The following is a 14388-nucleotide window of genomic DNA, read 5'->3' as shown; positions in this document are numbered from 1 at the left end:
ACTTTTCTGTGGTGTTGTTTTGTGGGGGGGCGGTTTTGCTGGTGTTTTTGTGGGGGGGGGGCCCCCCGGGGGGGGGGGGGGTTGTTTGCGATTATCCCCGGGCGGGGGGGGGGGCCCCCCCCCCCCCCCCCCGCTCCCCTATGCGGTGGAGCACGATGGAAGATCTGATTAGGTACGCGCCCGACCTCGCACTGGGGTTCCTGGAGAACATCAAGCTCTCCATCGTGGGCGCTATCGCCTCGCTCATTCTCGGCACCGTCCTGGTGGCGATGAGAGTTTCCCCCACGCCGGTGCTGCGCGCGGCCGGCACGATCTACGTCAACATAGTGCGCAACACCCCCCTCACGCTGGTGCTGGCCTTCTCCGCGCTCGGCCTCAGCGACCAGCTCGGGCTCGTCTTCTCCGACGTGCCCACCACCAACTCGTTCTGGATCGTCGCGATGGGCCTGTCGGCCTACACCGCGGCCTTCGTCTGCGAGGCGCTGCGCGCGGGCATCAACACGGTGCCGCTCGGGCAGGCCGAGGCGGCCAGGGCGATCGGGCTGACGTTCTTGCAGTCGCTGCGGATGATCATCCTCCCGCAGGCGTTCCGCGCGGTCATCGCCCCGCTCGGCAGCGTGATGATCGCCATGGTCAAGAACACGACCGTCGCGACCGCCGGCGGAGCGGCCTTCGAGTCCGCGAGCAAGATGAAGGAAGCCTTCGACCAGGTCGGCGCGTCGATCCCGATCTTCCTCGGCATCGTGGTCGCCTTCATGGCCGTGACGCTGCCCATCGGCTTCTTCACCGGCCGGCTGGCCAGGCGTCTGGCGGTGGCGCGATGAGCACCACAGTCCTGTTCGACGCCCCCGGGCCGCGCGCGCGGGTGCGCAACGGCCTCCTCACGGTGATCAGCGTCGTGGCCGTGGCCGCCGTCCTGTACGGCGTCTACCGCGGCTTCGACGCCAAGGGCCAGTGGGAAGGCAAGATCTGGCAGCCGTTCCTGCAGTGGGGGACGTGGGAGACCTTCATCCTCCCCGGCCTGCTCGGCACGCTGCAGGCCGCCGTGGTGGCCGCGGTGCTCGCGCTGGTCTTCGGCGCGGTCTTCGGCCTGGCCAGGCTCTCCGACCACGCCTGGATCCGCGTACCGGCGGGTGTGGTGGTCGAGGTCTTCAGGGCCATCCCGCTGCTGCTGCTGATCTTCTTCATCTTCTACCTCGCGCCGGCGGTGGCGGGGGGCGGCGACTACACCTTCATCGCGGTCGTGCTCGGCCTGATGCTCTACAACGGCTCGGTGCTGGCCGAGGTGGTCAGGGCGGGCGTGCACGCGGTGCCGCGCGGCCAGTCGGAGGCGGCGTTCGCGGTGGGCATGCGCAAGAACCAGGTCATGCGCCTGGTGCTGCTGCCGCAGGCCGTCACGGCGATGATGCCGGCGATCGTCAGCCAACTCGTGGTGCTGCTGAAGGACACCGCGCTCGGCTACATCATCGCCTACGTCGACCTGCTCAACACCGGCTTCAAGATCCTGCCGGCCGCGTTCTTCGGCTCGCTCATCCCGGCGGCGATCGTCATCGGGATCATCTACGTGGCGCTCAACATGGCGCTGAGCTTCCTGGCCACGTGGCTGGAGCGGCGCAGCAGGCGCAGCCGCAAGACGGCCGCCGCCCCGATCGCGGCGCCCGGCTCGGCCGAGGTCAGCGTGGGCGCGGGTGAGGGCACCGACGACGCCGGGCTGGGTCCCGACCGTTCCGTGGAGTAATCGGACGTACGGGCGCAAGGGCGCCCGTACGTCCGCAAATCTCCAAGAAGGCCCCATTTCTCCGTTGAAACCGCCCCAAGTCCGGCTCGTACGGTTTGCCCACCCACCAGACTGTGTCCATGCGTGGGGTGGCGCTCGCGGGATTGACGGTGGCGGCGTTGGTCGCCGCGTGCGGAGGCGCGGGCTCCTACACCAGCGTCGTGGACAAGATCAGGAACGCCGGCAGGGTCGTCGTCGGCACCAAGTGGGACCAGCCGAGCCTGGGCCTGAAGACCGGCGACGGCCCTCCCGAGGGCTTCGACGTGGACGTGGCCAAGTACGTCGTCAAGTACCTCGCCCGCGGCCGGCACGTGCAGATCACCTGGCGCGAGTCGCCCTCGTCCGCCCGTGAGGTGCTGCTCCACAACGGCAGCGTGGACCTCATCGTCGCCACCTACAGCGTCATCCCGTCGCGCCGGCCCAAGGTGACCTTCGGCGGGCCCTACATCGTCATTCCGCAGGACACGATGGTCCGCGCGAGCGACACCAGCGTCAAGAAGGTGACCGACCTGCGGGGCAAGCGGCTCTGCCTGGCGGAGGGCTCGAACGCGTACCGGCGGATCGTCGATCCCCCGCCCAACGGCAAGCTGAGCCTGCCCATGCAGCTGGTGCCCGCGGCCAACTACTCCGACTGCGTACGCAAGCTCGCCGCCGGCCGGCTCGACGCGGTCAGCACCGAGAACCTGGTCCTGGCGGGGTTCGCCGAGCAGGAGCCGGGCCGCTTCCGGCTGCTGAACGACCCCGTCAGCAACGAGTACTGGGGAGTCGGCATCAAGAAGGGCGACACCGCCACCTGTGAGGCCGTCGACCAGGCGGTCGCCGCGATGTGGCACGACGGCACGGCCACGCGGCTGCTGCGCAGGTGGTTCGGCAAGACGGGGCTCAAGCTGCCGTCGTCCCTCCCGGCGCCCGTGGGGTGCCCCTGAACTGTGGGGACCGCCCCACGCGCTTGCCGATCTTCCGGCAGGATGCGGGTATGCCTTTCTGGCCCTCCCCCATCTCGACCAGAGACGTGGCCGCCTCCGGCGTGCGCCCCGGTTGGCCCACGGCCCTGGACGGCCGGATCTGGTGGACCGAGGACCGTCCGGACGAAGGCGGGCGCACCACGATCGTGTGCCGCGACGCCGACGGCACCCAGCGTGACCTGCTGCGGGCACCGTGGAGCGCGCACACCAGGGTCCACGAGTACGGCGGCAGACCGTACGCCATCACAACCGGGGGCGAAGTGGTCTTCGCCAACTTCAAAGACCAACGCCTGTACATTCTGGGCGATTACGGCGACCCGAAACCCATCACGGACGAGGGTTGCCGCTACGCGGACCCGCTGGTGCGCGACGGCCAGGTCTGGTGCGTCCGCGAGCGCCACACCGAAGACGGCAAGGTCACCCGGGCGATCGTGTCGATCTCGCTGGACGGCGGCGAGATCCACGAATGGGCCACAGGCTGCGACTTCTACGCCTCTCCCGCCCTCTCCCCTGACGGGCGGCACCTGGCCTACGTCTGCTGGAACCACCCGCGCATGCCCTGGGACGGCACCGAGCTGCGCGTCACCCGGCTGTCGGGCGGCGGCGCCTGGACGGTGAAGGGCGGCCCGGCCGAGTCGGTGCTGGCCCCGGCCTGGAAGGACGACTCCAGCCTCTACCTGGTCTCCGACTGCTCCGGCTGGTGGAACCTCTACGAGGTCGGCCTGCGCGGCGACGGGCTCCGGGCGCTCCACGCCGCCGAGGAGGAGTTCACGCTGCCGCCGTGGCGGCTGGGCGGGCAACCGTACACCGTGCTCGGCGACGGCCGCCTCGCGGTCCTGCACGGCCGTGGCGACCTGCGGCTGGGCGTGCTGGACCCCGGCTCGGGCACGCTCACCGACCTCGAGGTGCCCTACGACGGGTGGGACGCGGCGCTGGCCGCCGAGGGCACGTCCGTGGTCGGCATCGGGTACGCCCCCACGCTCCCCCGGTCGGTCGTCGGCGTGGACGTCGCCTCCGGCGCGGCCGGCCCGCTCAAGAGCGACCTCTCGCGGCTGCCCGACCGGGCCCTCCTGCCCGTTCCCCGCGCGGTCGAGTCGCCCGCGCCCGCCTTCCTCTACCCGCCGTACGGTCCGGCGACCGAGGGGACGCCACCCTACGTGATCTTCGTGCACGGCGGGCCGACCGCGCACGCCGACACCGCGCTCGACCTGGAGAAGGCGTTCCTGACCTCGCGCGGCATCGGCGTGCTCGACGTCAACTACGGCGGCTCGACCGGCTACGGCAGGGCCTACCGCGAGCGGCTGAAGGGGCAGTGGGGGCTGGTGGACGTGGCCGACACGATAGCCGCCGCCCGGTGGCTGGCCGCGGAGGGGCTCGCCGACCCCCGCCGGATCGCGGTGCGTGGCGGCAGCGCGGGCGGGTGGACCGTGATGGCGGCCTGCTGCCGGTCCGACGTGTTCGCCGGCGGGGTGTCGTACTTCGGCGTCAGCGCGCTCGCACCCCTCGCGGCGCACACCCACGACTTCGAGTCGCGATACGTGGAGTGGCTGGTGGGGCCGGAGGACCCGCAGGTGTACGCCTCCAGGGAGCCGCTCGCCCTCGTGAACGGCGTGAGCTGCCCCATGCTGCTCCTGCAGGGGCTCGACGATCCCGTGGTGCCGCCCGAGCAGTCGACGGCGTTCGCGGACGCGCTGTCGGAGCGGGGCGTGCCGTGCACGTATCTGGCGTTCGAGGGCGAGTCGCACGGCTTCCGCCGCACGGAGACGCGGGTGACCGCGCTGGCCGCCGAGTTGGCCTTCTACCAGCAGCTTTTTAGCTAATGTCGTAATTCTTTAACAGAATTCGCACCAAATCAGTATTACTTACCAGTCGCTAATCATCATCGGTTGGATAACCGGCTTTTCTCCTGCGCTTCCTCCGGCGTGACCATGCAAAGTGGGACGTGCTCCGCGGCCACGGCGCACGCCCCACACGGCCAGCCATGCACGCCCCGCATCTCGGCACGAGGGAGGCCAGATGGCCAGCATGCGCCATTTCAGCATTGCCGTGGCGGTCTTCGCAACTTTGTTCGCCACCGCCTGCCAGACAGACACCGGAGCCAGGAATTCCGCCCCGCCCACCTCCTCCGCCCCGGGCCAGCCGGTTTCCGGGGGCACGCTCAGGCTCGTGGGCGGCGGGGACGTCGATCACCTCGACCCCACGAGCTCGTACTACACGGTCACCAACGGGATCCTGCGCACGTACGCCCGCGGGCTCTTCGCGCTCAACGGGGTGGCGAAGGGGTCCGACACCACCAAGGGCTTCGCGCTCGTCCCCGACGTCGCCTCCGAGCTGCCCACGACGGGCAACGGCGGCCTGAGCGCCGACGGGCTCACGTACACGATCAAGCTCCGCGACGGCGTGCAGTGGGACACGCAGCCGCCGCGCGACGTGACGGCGGGCGACTTCGTGCGCGGCTTCAAGCGCATCTGCAACCCGGTGGCGGGCTCCGGCGCGCCCGGCTACTACACGAGCACGATCAAGGGCATGAAGGCGTACTGCGACGCGTACGCCAAGGCGTTCACCAAGGCCAAGCCCACCGCCGCGGCGCTGGCCGACTTCCAGAACTCCCACGAGATCGCGGGCGTCCAGGCCAAGGACGACAAGACGCTGGTGTTCACGCTGACCCAGGCCGCCAGCGACTTCCTCAACATCCTGTCGCTGAACTTCTCCGTGGCAGCGCCCAAGGAGTACGACCAGTACGTGCCGGACGACGCCACGTTCCGCCAGCACACGATCTCCGACGGCCCGTACCGGATCACCCAGTACGTGGCCACCAAGTCGATCAGGCTGGAGCGGAACCCGGCCTGGAAGCAGGATTCGGACCCGATCAGGCACCAGTACGTGAACGCCATCGAGGTCAAGATGGGCGTCAACGAGCCGGACGCCGTGCAGCAGCAGCTCGAGGCCGGCAGCGCCGACCTGTCGTGGGACCTGCCGGTGCCGACCGCGCAGATCCCGCGGCTCAAGAGCTCCGGCGATCCCAGCTTCACGATTTTCCCGGGTGCGGTGAGCAACCCGTACATCGTCTTCAACCTGCAGAGCAAGAACGCCGGCGGCGCCATGGGCAAGCTCAAGGTCCGCCAGGCCATCGAGTACGCGGTCAGCAAGGTCGCCATCGCCAAGGTCTACGGCGGCGCGGACGTGGCCACGCCGCTGCACACCGCGATCCCGCCGGGCAACATCGGATACCAGGAGTACAACCCGTACCCGAGCCCGGGTGACGCGGGCGACCCGGCCAAGTGCAAGCAGCTGCTCACCGAGGCCGGCTACCCGAACGGGCTGACCCTCATCGGCGCCTTCCGCAACGCGGGCAACCACCCGGCCAACTTCCAGTCGTACTCGGCGGACCTGCAGAAGTGCGGGATCACGGTGAAGGGGCTGCCGGTCCGGCAGGGCGACTACTACGGCGCCTTCCTGCAGAACACGTCCATCGCCAAGGCCAGCAAGTGGGACATCTCGGCGCCCGGCTGGGTACCCGACTGGTACGGCAACAACGGCCGCGCGGTCGTCCAGCCGCTGTTCGAGACCAACTGCAACCCCGGCACCAGCAACTACGGCTGCTACAGCAACCCCAAGGTGGACTCGCTGATCAAGCAGGCGCTGGCCGAGCAGGACCAGACGAAGTCGGCCGCGCTGTGGCACCAGGTCGACACGACGGTGATGGGCGACGCGGTGATCGTGCCGCTCAACAACCAGAACACGCCGATCTACAAGAGCAAGCGCGTGCAGAACGCCCTGTACCTGCCGGCGTTCCAGCTCTACGACTTCACCAACCTCTGGCTCGACCCCAACAACCCGTGATGAGCCTGCTCGAGGTGACGGACCTCCGCGTGGCCTTCCCCACGTCCGACGGCGTGGTGCAGGCCGTGCGGGGGCTGTCGTTCCGCATCGAACGCGGCCGCACGCTGGCGATCGTCGGCGAGTCCGGCAGCGGCAAGACGGTGAGCACCCAGGCCATCCTGGGGCTCACCCCCGGGGCCGACATCTCGGGCAGCGCCATGTTCGACGGCGTCGACCTGCTCGAGCTCGACGGCGAGCGGCTGCGCCACATCCGCGGCGCCGAGATCAGCGTGATCTTCCAGGACCCGCTGACCAGCCTGCACCCGCTCTACAAGGTCGGCTGGCAGATCGAGGAGCTGATCAGGGTGCACCGGCCGGACACCTCCCGCGCCGAGGCCAGGAGGCGGGCGGTCGAGCTGCTCGGCCTGGTCGGCATCCCCCGGCCGGATCGCCGGGTGGACGACTACCCCCACCAGTTCTCCGGCGGCATGCGGCAGCGGGCGATGATCGCGATGTCGCTCGCGCTCAACCCGAAGCTGATCGTGGCCGACGAGCCGACCACGGCGCTCGACGCGACCGTGCAGGCGCAGATCCTGGAGCTCATCACGCGGGTGCAGGCGGAGTTCGGGATCGCGCTCATCCTCATCACGCACGACCTCGGCGTGGTGGCGGGCATGGCCGACGAGGTGCTGGTCATGTACGCCGGGCTCGCCGTGGAGCGGGCCGACCGGCGCACGCTCTACTACCGGCCGCACCACCCGTACACCAAGGGCCTGCTGGAGTCGATCCCCGGCAGCAGCGGGGACCGGGGCGGGCGGCTGCGGCCCATCCCCGGCTCGCCGCCGAGCCTGATCGCGCTGCCGTCCGGGTGCGCGTTCCACCCGCGCTGCCCGTACGCGATGCCGGTCTGCTCGGCCGAGCGGCCGCCCCTGGCCACGGTCACAGGTGAGGGCAGTCACGCCTCAGCTTGCTGGCTGCCGCACGAGGCGGTCGGCCTGGGCGCGGCGGCCGACGCGCTGCGGCTCAAGGCGAAGGAGTCGTGATGCTGCTCGAAGTCTCCAACCTGGTCAAGCACTACCCCATCACCACGGGCGCGCTGGTCAAGCACGTGGTCGGGCAGGTCAAGGCGGTCGACGGGGTCAGCTTCGCGCTCGCCCCCGGCGAGACGCTGGGCCTGGTCGGCGAGACCGGCTGCGGCAAGTCCACGCTCGCGCGCTGCATCGCGGGGCTGCATCCGGTCACCTCCGGCAGCGTGCGGTTCGACGGCGCGGACATCACGAACCTGCCCAGGAAGCGCATGCGGCCCTACCGCCGCGACATCCAGGTCATCTTCCAGGACCCGTACGGCTCGCTGAACCCGCGCCGGAGGGTCGGTTCGATCATCGCCGACCCGCTCGTCATCCACCGGGTCATGAGCGGCGAGCAGCTCCGCCGGACCGTGCAGGAGCTGATGGAGCGGGTCGGGCTCAATCCGGAGCACTACAACCGGTTCCCCGCGGAGTTCTCCGGCGGGCAGCGGCAGCGGATCGGGGTGGCCAGGGCGCTCGCGCTGCGGCCCCGGCTGATCATCTGCGACGAGCCGGTGTCGGCGCTCGACGTGTCCATCCAGGCGCAGATCCTCAACCTGCTGAAGGACCTGCAGGCCGAGTTCGGGCTGACGTACCTGTTCATCGCCCACGACCTGTCCGTGGTGCGGCACATCAGCGACCGGATCGCGGTCATGTACCTGGGCAAGGTGGTCGAGGTGGGGGACGCGGAGCCGGTGTACGACCGGCCGCGGCACCCGTACACGAACGCGCTGCTGTCGGCCACGGCGGTGGCCGACCCGGACGAGGCGGAGCGGCGGCAGCGGATCGTGCTGACCGGGGACGTGCCCTCGCCGATCGATCCGCCGTCCGGGTGCCGGTTCCATCCGCGCTGCCCGCGGGCCCAGGAGGTCTGCTCGTCCGTGGAGCCCCAGCTTGAAGGGTCGGCGGCCTGCCACTTCCCCATTGAGGTGGTCGTATGACACTGACCGAGATCAGACCCGGCGCCGTCACCTCCCAGGGGATAGCCGGGCGCGGGCCCTGGCAGCTCGCCTGGCGCCGGATCAGGACCGACCGGGTCGCCATGGTGTCCGGTCTCGTCGTCATCCTCCTGTGCGCGCTGGCGCTGGCCGCGCCGCTCATCGCCGCCTGGAACGGCCACGGCCCCGACGACCAGTTCCGCGACACCGGCATCACGGCCCAGGGGCTGCCCGTGCCTCCGAACGGGGAGTTCTGGTTCGGCACCGACCGGCTCGGGCGCGACCTGTTCATCAGGGTCCTGTACGGGGCCCGGGTCTCGCTGCTCGTCGGCGTGGTCGCCACCGGCCTGGCGGCGTTGGTCGGGGTGGTCGTCGGGCTGCTGGCCGGATATTACGGCGGCGTCGTGGACACCGTGCTGTCGCGGCTCATGGACGTGGTGCTGTCGTTCCCGTACCTGATCTTCGCGATCGCGGTGGTGTCCATCGCCGGGCCCTCGCTGTCCGCCACGATCGGGGTGATCGCCTTCTACTCGTGGGCGGCCATCGCCCGCGTGGTGCGCGGGCAGACGTTGTCGGTGAAGGAGCGCGAGTACGTCGACGCGGCCCGGTCCATGGGGGCGGGCGACTTCCGGATCATGTTCGTGGACATCCTGCCGAACCTGCTCGCTCCCGTCATCGTGCTCACCACTCTGCTGGTGCCGGCCGCCATCGTGTTCGAGTCGACGCTGTCGTACCTGGGGCTGGGGATCGTCCCGCCCACCCCGTCGTGGGGGAACCTGCTGAGCGAGGCGCAGGGGTTCTACCGGGTGGCGTACTGGTACCTGGGGTTCCCGGCCGCCACGCTGCTGGTCACCACGCTCGCGTTCAACCTGGTGGGCGACGGGATCAGGGACGCGCTCGATCCGCGGATGGAGCGTCTGTTCAGCCGCCGCCGACGTACCCGTAAGGGGGCGTGATGCTGCGCGCGTTCCTGCTGCGCCGGGCCCTGCTCGGCCTGCTCGTGCTCTGGCTGGTCACCCTCGGGACGTTCCTGCTGTTCTTCGTCGCGCCGAGCGATCCCGCCAGGACGCTGGCCGGGCGGCAGGCCACGCCCGAGCAGGTGGAGCTGATCCGCCACAACCTCGGCCTCGACCGGCCCACCCTCGTCCAGTATCTCGACTATCTGGGCAGGCTGCTCCACGGCGACCTCGGCCAGTCGTACTTCTCCGGCGAATCGGTCGGCAAGCTGCTGGCCGCCGACTTCCCGCCGACGTTCTCGCTGGTGCTGGGGGGCGCGGTGCTGTGGTTCACGCTCGGCGTCGGCGCGGGGGTGCTCAGCGCCACCCGGGCCCGGTCGCTGGTGGATCGCGGCCTGACGCTGCTGGCGCTGGCCGGGGTCTCCATGCCGACCTTCGTGGTGGGTCTGCTGCTGCTGTACTTCCTGTTCTTCCAGCTCACCATGGCCGGGGTGCCCATCCTGCCGCCCGACTCGTACGTGCCGTTCTCGCAGAACCCCGCCGAATGGGCCCGCCACCTGATCCTGCCGTGGATCACGCTGGCCACGGTCCAGGCGGCGTCGTACGCCCGGCTCACCCGCGGCTCCATGCTGGACGTGCTCGGCGAGGACTACATCCGCACGGCCCGGGCCAAGGGGGTGCCCGAGCGGCGCGTGATCTACCGGCACGGCCTGCGGGCGGCGCTCACGCCGGTGGTGACGCAGCTCGGGGTGGACGTGGGCACGCTGATCGGCGGGGTGGTGGTGACGGAGTCGGTCTTCGGCCTGGGCGGCGTGGGGCAGGCGGTGGTGCAGGCGTTCGTCAGCGGGGACCTGCCCGTGATCATGGGCGTGGTCACGCTGGCGACGACCGCGGTGGTGGTGGCGAACTTGCTGGTGGATGTGGCGTACGGGCTCCTCGACCCCCGCATCCGCCTTGCCTGACGCTCGTCCGGGGGGTGGACTCCGGCGGGCGTGCTCCGGCGCCTCAGCCTCCCTCAGGCACCGCCACGCCCGCCGGCCCTCCACGCCCATCGGCCCATTTGCGCCCACTGGCCCTTCCTGAACGCCGCCCCTTCGCGCCCACTGGCCCGTCACGCCCGCCGGCCCTCCATGAACGCCGGCCGATCAGCGCGAACCCGGCCCCGGCCCCTCACCCTCCCCGGACACCACCACACCCGGCATCCCCACATGGACGATCGAGCACCGCCACACCCACGAACGCCGACCAACCACCGCACCCACCGCGGTGTTCCCCCACCGCGGTTTTCCAGACCGGCGCCGAGTCCTACCTCGCGAACTCGGTGGCCCGGGACTCCCTCACCACGGTGATGCGGATCTGCCCCGGATACGTCAGCTCCTCCTCCACCTGCTTGGCCACATCACGGGCGATCACCTGCGCCTGGATGTCATCGATCGCATCCGGCTTGACCATGACCCGGATCTCCCGCCCGGCCTGCATGGCGAAGACCTTCTCCACGCCCTCGTACGACTGCGCGATCTCCTCCAACCGCTCCAGCCGCTTGACGTACGCCTCCAGGGACTCGCGGCGCGCGCCGGGACGGCTGCCGCTGATCGCATCGGCGGCCTGCGTGAGAACCGCTTCGACGGTGCGCACCTCGACCTCGTTGTGGTGCGCCTCGATGGCGTGCACCACGTCCTCCTCCTCGCCGTACCTGCGGGCGATCTCCGCCCCGATCAGCGCGTGACTGCCCTCGACCTCGTGCGTGAGCGCCTTGCCGATGTCGTGGAGGAGCGCACAGCGCTTCATCAGCGCCTGGTTCATCCTCAGCTCGGCGGCCATGATCCCGGCGATGTGCGCGGACTCGATCAGGTGCTTGAGCACGTTCTGCCCGTACGACGTCCGATACCTGAGCTGCCCGAGCAGCAGCGTCAGCTCGGGATGCATGTCGGTGATCCCCAGCTCGACCAGGGCGTCCTCGCCGGCCCGCGCGCACAGATCCTGCACCTCCTGGCGGCTGCGATCGTGCGCCTCCTCGATGCGCTGGGGGTGGATGCGCCCGTCCAGCACGAGCTTCTCCAGCGTCAGCCGGGCCGTCTCCCGGCGTACGGGATCGAAACACGACAGCAGCACGGCCTCAGGGGTGTCGTCGATGATGAGATTCACGCCGGTCGTGGACTCGAAGGCCCGGATGTTCCGCCCTTCGCGCCCGATGATCCGGCCCTTCATCTCGTCTCCGGGCAGATGCAGCACGCTGACGACCGACTCCGCCGTCTGCTCCGCCGCCACCCGCTGCACGGCCAACGTCACGATCTTGGTGGCCCGCTTCTGGCCCTCCTTGCGGGCATCGCTCTCGATCTCCCGGACGATCAGCGCGGCCTCGCGCTTGGCCTGGTTCTCGATCTCCTTGACCAGTTCGGCCTTGGCCTGGTCGCCGGTCAGCCCGGAGACCCGTTCGAGGATGGCCCGCCGTTCCCCCTCGACCTGGAGCAGTTCCTCGCGCCGGTCGGCCAGCTCGACCTCGGTCTCGCCCAGCTTCCTGTCGCGCTCGGACTGCCGCCTGGCCTCCTCGTCCAGCCGCTGCTCCCGCTCGGCCAGCCTGGACTCCCGGCGCTCCAGGTCGGCGCGCAGCTCCTTGAGCTCGGACTTGAGTATCCGGCTCTCCTCCTCGACCTCCCGCCGCATCTGCGCGGCGCTCTCGGCCGCGGCCTCCGACCTGCGCAGAATCTCCTGGGCGTCGGTCTCGGCCTTGTGCCGGATCTCCTGCGCCTCCTCGCGCGCCTGCTCAAGCTCCTCGTGTACGGCTTGCTGCTGCTCGGGACTGGTTTTGGAAGCGCGTGGCAGACTGCTCGAGGTGCGCCTTATGACGACGAGAAGCGCGACGATCATCCCGAACGCGAGCACGAGCACCGCCACCATCAGCACTACGACAAGCGGCCCCATGTGCGCCCCGCCCTCCTCGCGTCGTCAACACCTCATAACGCGGCCACAAACGGGAGGGGTCACAAGCGCGCCACGAATAGCCCGGTCGGCGTCTGGATCGATATACAGCCAAGGCTGACCGGGCGTCGACTCGCAAAGCCGACACCTCGCCCGCCTAGATCAACCAGCCTCGTTCGTCCGTCGTTCACCGGTATGGCAATCCGCGCTGCGCGGAGTAACTCCTCACTGCCGTCGAGGTTATGCGTCGAACAGGTCACGAGCAAGCAAACGCGTCATCAAGCGTGTCTTACGGGCCTGCATCTCTACCGACACCTACAGGCAAGACAGGGGACGCGCATGGGCAAGGAAGCATGTGCGAGTGCAAGAGCACCCGCACCCGCATATGCACCCGCAATCACTGCCGCACTAGCAGATGCAGATGCAAGAGCACATGCAGACCGAGCAATCCACCAAAAGCCGCCACCCGAAGATCCCCAAACGGACCAGCCCCAGAACGAGACAAGCCCCAAACCAGGACAGCCACAGAACGCAGAGAGGCGCGAAGCGGGGGACCCGCAGAACAGAGCGAGCCCCAGGACTCGGGGACCCCACGGAACCCCGGGCGCGGAGAAGCCCGAGAGCCCGGAAACCCGGGGAGAGCCGTGTATCCGGGGAGAGCCGTGTATCCGGGGCGAGCCGTGGAGCAGGCGATGTTACGGGAAGTCCTCATCCATCTCGATCCCCTCCTGCTCAAGCGCCTCGCGGATGACGCGGAAAGCCAGCCCTGAGGCGTACCCCTTGCGTGCCAGCATGCCCGCCAGCCGCCGCGTGCGGGTCTGCGGGTCGAGTGACCGAGTGGACGCGAGCTTGCGCTCCACCAGCCGCCGCGCCGTCTCCGCCTCCTGGTCGGGATCCAGCCGCTCGACTGCCTCCTTGACCGTGTCGGTGTCCACACCGCGATGACGTAGCTCAGCGGCCAAGGCACGCTTGGCCAGTCCTCGTCCGTGGTGCCGCGAGTCGACCCAAGCCGCGGCGAACGCCTCGTCGTTGATCAGCCCCAGCTCGGAGAAGCGACTGAGGACCGCTTCGGCGGCTTCGTCGGGCACGTCACGTTTCCGGAGCGCCTCAGCAAGCTGGGCCCGCGTCTTGGGCGCCATGGTGAGCAAACGAAGACAAATAGCCCGCGCCACCGACTCCGGATCAGCGTCCTGTCCACCCCCACCGAAGCCCTCACCACTCAGCCCAGACCCGCGAGACCTCCCACCTCTCCGCCCGGATCCGGCAGAGCTCCCATCACCCTGCCCGCCCCTATCATCACGCTCGGCCCCGGTAAAGCCCTTGCCACGCCGCCTGGATCTGCCAGAACGCCCATCACCACGCCCCGTCCCGGCAAAGCCCCCGCCACTGCGCCCAGCTCCGCCAAGACGCTCGTCATCAGGCCAGGCCCCAGCAAACCCGTCACCGCCTCGCGCGCTTCCAGCGAAGCCACCACCGTCCTGCACGGAACCGGCGGAGTCGGCACTGTCATGCGCCGCCCCGGCAAAACCTCCGCTACCTTGCCCAGATCCAGCGAAGCCACCGTCTTGTGGTCCTCCGGCGCGGTCCTCGCTGTCACGCTTCAATCCGGCGGCGTCAGCGCCATCGCGTGCCGCTCCGGCGGGGCTCCCGTCATCCCACCTGGCCCCGGCGAAACCGCCGCCGTCGTCTGGCGCTCCGGCGAAGTGGTGGCCATGCTGCGCAGCTTCGGTGGTGGAGGGCTCACTGTCTTGTCGGCTTTCGGCAGGGCCTTCGGCGTCCGGCTCCTCGGATGGCCAGCCGCGCCCGCGGGCATTTCGCCCGGCCCGTCCGTTGGAGCGGGCGGATCGCCGCCCTCTGCTCGATCGCTTCCTCCCGGTCTCGCCGTCGTCCGACGGTTCGGCCGAGAACCAGCTGCTCCCCGCGAGCACCTCGGAGTGCCACCCA

11 protein-coding genes are annotated in these 14388 nt (G+C 69.8%); 9 read left to right on the top strand and 2 right to left on the bottom strand.

Annotation, left to right across the window (positions count from 1 at the left end; genetic code table 11):
- The first annotated feature begins 155 nt into the window (after positions 1 to 155).
- The 9 genes from ACIHFD_RS17125 to ACIHFD_RS17085 all read left to right on the top strand — a co-directional run bounded on the left by ACIHFD_RS17125 (position 156) and on the right by ACIHFD_RS17085 (position 10487).
- A complete protein-coding gene (locus tag ACIHFD_RS17125) occupies positions 156 to 824 on the top strand; it encodes an amino acid ABC transporter permease (RefSeq protein WP_397367675.1) in 669 nt (222 codons plus the stop codon).
- Positions 821 to 1738, top strand: coding sequence for an amino acid ABC transporter permease (locus ACIHFD_RS17120; protein ID WP_397367674.1), 918 nt, complete (start codon positions 821 to 823; stop codon positions 1736 to 1738). Before ACIHFD_RS17125 ends, ACIHFD_RS17120 begins: the two co-directional genes overlap by 4 nt.
- Positions 1739 to 1857: 119 nt before the next feature.
- Positions 1858 to 2703 (top strand): glutamate ABC transporter substrate-binding protein, encoded by an 846-nt coding sequence (locus ACIHFD_RS17115; RefSeq protein ID WP_397367673.1) that lies wholly within the window; start codon positions 1858 to 1860, stop codon positions 2701 to 2703.
- A 50-nt stretch (positions 2704 to 2753) separates the two neighbouring features.
- Positions 2754 to 4562: a S9 family peptidase gene (locus tag ACIHFD_RS17110; protein ID WP_397367672.1), complete on the top strand. Its 1809-nt coding sequence runs from the start codon at positions 2754 to 2756 to the stop codon at positions 4560 to 4562.
- Positions 4563 to 4758: 196 nt separating this feature from the next.
- Positions 4759 to 6585 carry an ABC transporter substrate-binding protein gene (locus ACIHFD_RS17105; protein WP_397367671.1) on the top strand — a complete coding sequence of 609 codons (1827 nt, stop codon included), beginning with the start codon at positions 4759 to 4761 and terminating at the stop codon, positions 6583 to 6585.
- Positions 6585 to 7607, top strand: a complete 1023-nt coding sequence (locus ACIHFD_RS17100) for an ABC transporter ATP-binding protein (protein WP_397367670.1) — start codon at positions 6585 to 6587, stop codon at positions 7605 to 7607. Before ACIHFD_RS17105 ends, ACIHFD_RS17100 begins: the two co-directional genes overlap by 1 nt.
- Positions 7607 to 8572, top strand: a complete 966-nt coding sequence (locus tag ACIHFD_RS17095) for a dipeptide ABC transporter ATP-binding protein (RefSeq protein ID WP_350724809.1) — start codon at positions 7607 to 7609, stop codon at positions 8570 to 8572. The genes ACIHFD_RS17100 and ACIHFD_RS17095 overlap by 1 nt, the downstream gene beginning before the upstream one ends.
- Positions 8569 to 9525, top strand: coding sequence for an ABC transporter permease (locus tag ACIHFD_RS17090; protein ID WP_350724807.1), 957 nt, complete (start codon positions 8569 to 8571; stop codon positions 9523 to 9525). The genes ACIHFD_RS17095 and ACIHFD_RS17090 overlap by 4 nt, the downstream gene beginning before the upstream one ends.
- Positions 9525 to 10487, top strand: coding sequence for an ABC transporter permease (locus ACIHFD_RS17085; protein ID WP_192791045.1), 963 nt, complete (start codon positions 9525 to 9527; stop codon positions 10485 to 10487). Before ACIHFD_RS17090 ends, ACIHFD_RS17085 begins: the two co-directional genes overlap by 1 nt.
- A gap of 343 nt (positions 10488 to 10830) precedes the next feature.
- On the opposite strand, the gene rny is transcribed toward ACIHFD_RS17085, so the two are convergent.
- Positions 10831 to 12447 carry a ribonuclease Y gene (gene rny, locus ACIHFD_RS17080; protein WP_397367669.1) on the bottom strand — a complete coding sequence of 539 codons (1617 nt, stop codon included), beginning with the start codon at positions 12445 to 12447 and terminating at the stop codon, positions 10831 to 10833.
- A 692-nt stretch (positions 12448 to 13139) separates the two neighbouring features.
- A complete protein-coding gene (locus tag ACIHFD_RS17075; RefSeq protein WP_355201703.1) occupies positions 13140 to 13583 on the bottom strand; it encodes a regulatory protein RecX in 444 nt (147 codons plus the stop codon).
- Between the last annotated feature and the right edge of the window lie 805 nt (positions 13584 to 14388).

Source organism: Nonomuraea sp. NPDC051941 (genome assembly GCF_044593615.1).
Note: the sequence above shows the minus strand (reverse complement) of the source record. Positions and strands in the feature narration are given on the sequence as shown.

Coding starts and splice junctions, on each gene's coding strand:
- ACIHFD_RS17125 (WP_397367675.1), top strand. CDS start 156: ATGGAAGATCTGATTAGGTACGCGCCCGACCTCGCACTGGGGTTCCTG.
- ACIHFD_RS17120 (WP_397367674.1), top strand. CDS start 821: ATGAGCACCACAGTCCTGTTCGACGCCCCCGGGCCGCGCGCGCGGGTG.
- ACIHFD_RS17115 (WP_397367673.1), top strand. CDS start 1,858: ATGCGTGGGGTGGCGCTCGCGGGATTGACGGTGGCGGCGTTGGTCGCC.
- ACIHFD_RS17110 (WP_397367672.1), top strand. CDS start 2,754: ATGCCTTTCTGGCCCTCCCCCATCTCGACCAGAGACGTGGCCGCCTCC.
- ACIHFD_RS17105 (WP_397367671.1), top strand. CDS start 4,759: ATGGCCAGCATGCGCCATTTCAGCATTGCCGTGGCGGTCTTCGCAACT.
- ACIHFD_RS17100 (WP_397367670.1), top strand. CDS start 6,585: ATGAGCCTGCTCGAGGTGACGGACCTCCGCGTGGCCTTCCCCACGTCC.
- ACIHFD_RS17095 (WP_350724809.1), top strand. CDS start 7,607: ATGCTGCTCGAAGTCTCCAACCTGGTCAAGCACTACCCCATCACCACG.
- ACIHFD_RS17090 (WP_350724807.1), top strand. CDS start 8,569: ATGACACTGACCGAGATCAGACCCGGCGCCGTCACCTCCCAGGGGATA.
- ACIHFD_RS17085 (WP_192791045.1), top strand. CDS start 9,525: ATGCTGCGCGCGTTCCTGCTGCGCCGGGCCCTGCTCGGCCTGCTCGTG.
- rny (WP_397367669.1), bottom strand. CDS start 12,447: ATGGGGCCGCTTGTCGTAGTGCTGATGGTGGCGGTGCTCGTGCTCGCG.
- ACIHFD_RS17075 (WP_355201703.1), bottom strand. CDS start 13,583: ATGGCGCCCAAGACGCGGGCCCAGCTTGCTGAGGCGCTCCGGAAACGT.